The 5175-nt window shown below is 61.2% G+C and carries 3 protein-coding genes; all 3 read left to right on the top strand.

Annotation, left to right across the window (positions count from 1 at the left end):
* Positions 1-134 precede the first annotated feature (134 nt).
* From ABIZ35_RS04065 to ABIZ35_RS04055, 3 genes are read left to right on the top strand one after another with little or no spacing between them, the layout of a single operon-like run.
* On the top strand, positions 135-1094 hold the full coding sequence (locus ABIZ35_RS04065; RefSeq protein ID WP_348218592.1) for an HAD family hydrolase: 960 nt from the start codon (positions 135-137) through the stop codon (positions 1092-1094).
* A 55-nt stretch (positions 1095-1149) separates the two neighbouring features.
* On the top strand, positions 1150-2136 hold the full coding sequence (locus ABIZ35_RS04060) for an aldo/keto reductase (RefSeq protein ID WP_348218591.1): 987 nt from the start codon (positions 1150-1152) through the stop codon (positions 2134-2136).
* Positions 2137-2181: 45 nt separating this feature from the next.
* Complete coding sequence (locus tag ABIZ35_RS04055) at positions 2182-5142, top strand: beta-galactosidase (protein ID WP_348218590.1); 2961 nt, start codon at positions 2182-2184, stop codon at positions 5140-5142.
* The last annotated feature ends 33 nt before the right edge of the window (positions 5143-5175 follow it).

The following is a 5175-nucleotide window of genomic DNA, read 5'->3' as shown; positions in this document are numbered from 1 at the left end:
AGCGTTATCTATTACTCCGCCGCAGCCGCGCGGGCGGCCGCGCCCGATGTCGCGCGCATTGCCGACGTCGAAGGCTTCGACGCCCACGGCGCCGCCGCGCTGCTGCGCGCGTCCGACAGTCCAAAGGAACAATCGTGATCACTCTCTCCCCCCGCGCCGAAGAGCTGCGGCCGCAGCTCAAAGCCATTCTCTTTGATATGGACGGCGTGCTGCTCGACATCACCCAGTCCATCCGGATCGCCAACATCCTGGCCGTCCCATTCTATCTGCGCAACCGTCTCGGCTGGCCGGTCGGCGACGACTTGATTACTTCCGAGGACATTGAGAAGTTTAAAAATGCCGGAGGATTTAACGACGACCGCGATCTGACTTGCGCCATCGTACTACATTACATCGTGCGCGGTCATGAGAACCCGGACGCCTCCCCGGAAACGCTCAGCGTCCTGCAGCCGACCTTAACCCGTTTCGCCGCGCGCATCGCGCAGCGCGGCGGCGGACTGAAGGCGGCGGAGGAAATCTCGCTGGAGCATTTCACCCGCGAGGATAAGTTCGCGATCGAGATCCATTATCGCAAGAAGGAGATCGCCCAGGCGTTCCTGGAGATCTTCGCTGGCGAGCATAGCGAGCGGCTTTACGGCAAACCGGCGGTGAATTACACGGGACCGGGATTGATCAACAACGACAAAGTCATCGTCGACACCACGCTCATCCCGCCCGGTTATGCGCTGGGGATTGTCAGCGGCCGCAGCTGGGAGGAAGCCCAGTTTGGCCTGGAGCTGGCGGGACTGACCGAGGCGATCCCGGAAGCGTATCGCATCACGCAAAAAGACGGCTTCTATAAGCCCGACATGCGCGGCCTTCGCCTGCTTCTGGAGCGGATGGGCGGCGTCCCGGCGATCTATATCGGCGACACGCTCGACGATCACAAAACCGTCGCCCGCCTGCTCGCAAAGATCCCCGGCGCTCCTGTGCTCTCGGCTCTTGTCATGAGCGGCCCGATGGGCGCAGCCAATCTCGGCCTGTTCAAACGCTCCGGCGCGGACATCATCGCCCAGGACGTCAACGAAATTCTGCGTTGGATCGCCGGCGCATAGCGTCCGGCATTTATCGACAACAATCCATATATTGTCCGCGTTCAAGGAGTGAAGGATGCAGTACGGTTCGATTGCTGGGCTTGCAAAGCCCGTCTCGCGTTTGATCCATGGGGCGATCGCGCTAGACAATGAGACCGCCGAGCGCGAGTTTCCGCTGCTCGACAAAATTTTCGAGTACGGCTGCAACACGTTCGATACGGCATATATCTATGGCGGCGGACAGACCGACGTTCAGCTGGGTCGCTGGATCCGCGAACGCGGGATCCGTGATAAGGTCGTGATCCTCGCCAAGGGCGCGCACCCCGACGCGCAGGGCGCCAAGGTCACCCCCGAAGGCGTCACTTCGGACCTGAACGAAACCCTGAGCCGGATGCAGCTAGACAATGTCGATCTTTATGTCCTGCACCGGGACGATCCGTCCGTTCCAGTCGGCCCCATTGTCGAAATCCTGAACGAACATTTGAAGGCCGGCAAGATCAGCGCCTTTGGCGGCTCCAACTGGACGCACGAGCGCATCCGGGAAGCCAACGAATACGCCCTCGCGCATGGCCTCGTTCCCTTCACCGCTACGAACCCCAACTACAGCCTCGCCGCGCAGATCGTTCCGCCCTGGGAAGGCTGCGTCACGATCAGCGGTCCCGAAAACGCCGAGGCGCGCGCTTGGTACGCCGAGCAAAAGATTGCGGTGCTGGCCTGGTCCAGCCTCGCCAGCGGCTTCTTTTCCGGACGCATCAGCCGCAGCTCGCTCAATCCACCCTCGGAACTGGGCGGAACACAGCAGTTCCTAAATGAGACCTGTCGGCGCAGTTACTGCTCGGAAGAGAACTTCGAGCGTCTGGACCGCGTGAAACAGCTCGCGCATGACAACGGGGCCACTATTCCGCAGGTCGCGCTGGCGTATATCTTCCATTCTCCCATGAACGTCTTCGCCCTGACCGCCTGCGCCAACGCGAACGAATTTCTATCGAATATCGACGCGCTCGACCTGACCCTGTCCCAGGCGGAAGTCGCCTGGCTAGACAACGGAACACCGATCTCTTAGCCGACGGCCGCGCTCTTTGAACGCGGCCAAATGAGGAGCCTCTCAGTGAATGTCAAGACACTCGGTCTCGCCGCCTGCGCCCTGCTGAGCGGAGCCAGCCTGCTCGCCCCCGCCGCGCGCGCGAACGACGGGATCTTCCCCCCAGCGCCCGCTGCGAAAAAGGCGATTGACTTCGACAACCGTGGATTTATCATCAACGGGAAGCGCACGTTCATCGCCTCCGCCGGCATGGAGTACGCACGCATCCCGCGCGCGCTCTGGCGAGACCGTTTGCTGCGCTTCAAGCGCGCCGGCATGAATTGCGTCGAGGTCTATAACTTCTGGGACTTCCATGAACCGCAGGAAGGCAAGTTTGACTTCTCCGGCGACGCCGATCTGGACGCATTCTTCAAGCTCGTGAAGTCGCTCGATATGTACGCCATCGCACGCCCTGGCCCGTACTATTGCGCGGAATGGGACTCCGGCGGCTACCCGATCTGGCTGCGCAATAAGCCCGGAGTCCGCGTCCGCGAAGATAACCCCGAGTTTGAAAAATACGCCGACCGATTCTACGACAAGATGATCCCGATCATTGCCGCCAACCAGGTCAACCGGGGCGGCAGCGTCATCCTGGTGCAATTGGAGAACGAGCATCCCCAGGGCTGGGGAACGGAAATGCCCAATGCTTATTTTAAGCACTTGCAGAGCAAGGCGCTCTCGCTGGGCCTGGAAGTCCCCTATTTCTTCAGCGGCCTGCATCATGGCAGCGATCCCGCCGGCGATCAGCCATGGGACGAAACCGGCAAAATCAATCCGTGGATGACGACGGAGTTCTGGTCGATCTGGTACGACCGCTACGGCCAGGACCTGAAGGCCGCGAACGATTACGACCGGCGCACGATGAAGATCCTGGCGTTTGGCGGCAACGGCTATAACTATTACATGATGCACGGCGGCACGAACTTCGCCTATTGGAACAACGACGAGGACGCCGCAAGCTACGACTACGGCGCGGCCGTCGGCCAGGGCGGAGACTTGCGCTCGATCTATTACCGCAACAAACGGGCGGCCTGGTTCGCGCGCAGCTTCCAGACCATTTTGGAAACGAGCACAAGCGCCAACGCCGACTACTCGGGCGCCGCGAGCAGCCCGGATGTGAAGGCGTTCGCGCGCCGAAGCCCGGCGGGTACGATCTTATTCCTGGACAATCCTGGAACGTCTCCCGTTCAGACGACGATCGGCGGTCCGAATGGGGCGAACGAGCCGGCGCTCGGCTCCATCACGCTGGAGCCTGGCGAGATCGCAGGGTTCGTGCGGGATTATGAAATCGCGCCTGGCGTCACGATTACGCGCGCGGCGACGCGCATTATGGGGATCGTTTCCCAGGACGACACCACGACTCTCGTCATTCACGGTCAGCCGGGCTCCATGGGCCAGCTGCTGCTGAAAACCGAATCGCCGGCATCGATCGCCGCCGGCGCGTCCGACCTGAAGACAGTCGACAACAACACGCTGACGCTGAACGCCAAGTTCCCGCAGACCGGGGTAGACGAATACACCTTCGCGGTGGGCTCTCACCGTGTGCGGATCCTTGCCGTCAGCACCGCGCGCGCCGACCGGACCTGGTTTGTGGAAGCGGGCGGCAAAAACTACGTCGTCAGCGGCCCTGAGTACGTTTCGGAAGCCACCACCCAAAACGGCCGCCTCCACCTAACTTACGAAAAGCCCTGGATCCCGATCCCCGAAGCGGACCCAAGTTTCGAGACAGTCATCTATAGTGGGGAAAGCACGCCGCAGCGCTTCCCCGCCAAGGATTATATGGCGAAACGGAAGACGACGCTCGACCTGAGCAAGTGGGAAGCGAAAAGCGGAGCCGATGAAGCCGCTGTCAATTATAATGACGCGGCCTGGATGACCGGCTCCACCCCGCCGCAAATGGGGGCGGACAACGACATTACGGCAAACGCCTGGTACCGCAGCACGATCACGGTCGCCAAAACAGGGGACTACACGATCAAGATTGACTCGGTGGCGGATCGCTGGCAGCCGTTCGTGGACGGTTCCCCCGTCGGATCAGAGTTCATACACGGCGCCGCCGTAAATGTCCATCTGACGGCAGGTCAGCACAAGTTCGCCGCCTTTACCGCGCACGACGGCCGGCAGAAAATGGTCAACTACCTCGGCCCGATCACCAACCTTTCTCCCAAGGGCCTTTATGGCGCGGCGAACCTCGTCCAGCAGGCCGGGGGCGCCGCAGTTCTGAATCAGTGGCGCGTGACGACAGCCGACAGTCACACCACGCCGCCGGCCCCGGACGCCGCAGGCTGGAGCGATTACACCCTCGGGCAGGATCCATTTGACAAACAGAAGGGGTTCGTTTGGCTGCAGACAACGCTGCCGTCAACCGCTGCGGACGTCAAATATCATGGCGTCACGTTCCCCGCTGTCGATGACAACGCGACGGTCTTCCTCAACGGTAAAAAACTCGCGACGCATGAAGGCTGGAACGAGCTGTTCACCGTTGATCTGAGCAGCGCCTGGAACGACGCCGGTCCGAACGTACTTTCCGTGCTTGTCGAGAATACGGCCAATACGGGCGGCATGAACGATGCACCGCAGCTAACCAGCATCATCTTCCAGCAGCCCATCACCGGCTGGAAACTGCGCGGCGGCCCCGGCGATCCTCTCACCGCGAAAGGCTGGCAGGCGTATCAGAAATCCGAGATCAACGTCCCGCGCTTCTATCGCGCCAAGATTTCAGCGCCATCCGGCGTGGGTGCAGGCCAAGTGTGGCGCGTTATCCCCAAGGGACTCTCACATGGCTCAGTTTGGGTCAACGGGCATAACCTGGGGCGATATCCCGAGAAGGTCCCTATCGATGGCCTGTACATCCCGAACAACTGGCTCAAGTCCGGCGACAACTCACTGGTGATCTACGACGAGAGCGGCAATGCGCCCGATCAAGTCGAGGTTCAAGTTGAGGCAAACGCCAGCCGCGATCTGCTGACGATTGAGGCAAAGGCATAAGAGAAGCCCTCACCCTCGGTCCCTCTCCCGGAG

This window comes from Capsulimonas sp. (assembly GCF_039929585.1).
Classification (GTDB): domain Bacteria; phylum Armatimonadota; class Armatimonadia; order Armatimonadales; family Capsulimonadaceae; genus Capsulimonas.
Note: the sequence above shows the minus strand (reverse complement) of the source record. Positions and strands in the feature narration are given on the sequence as shown.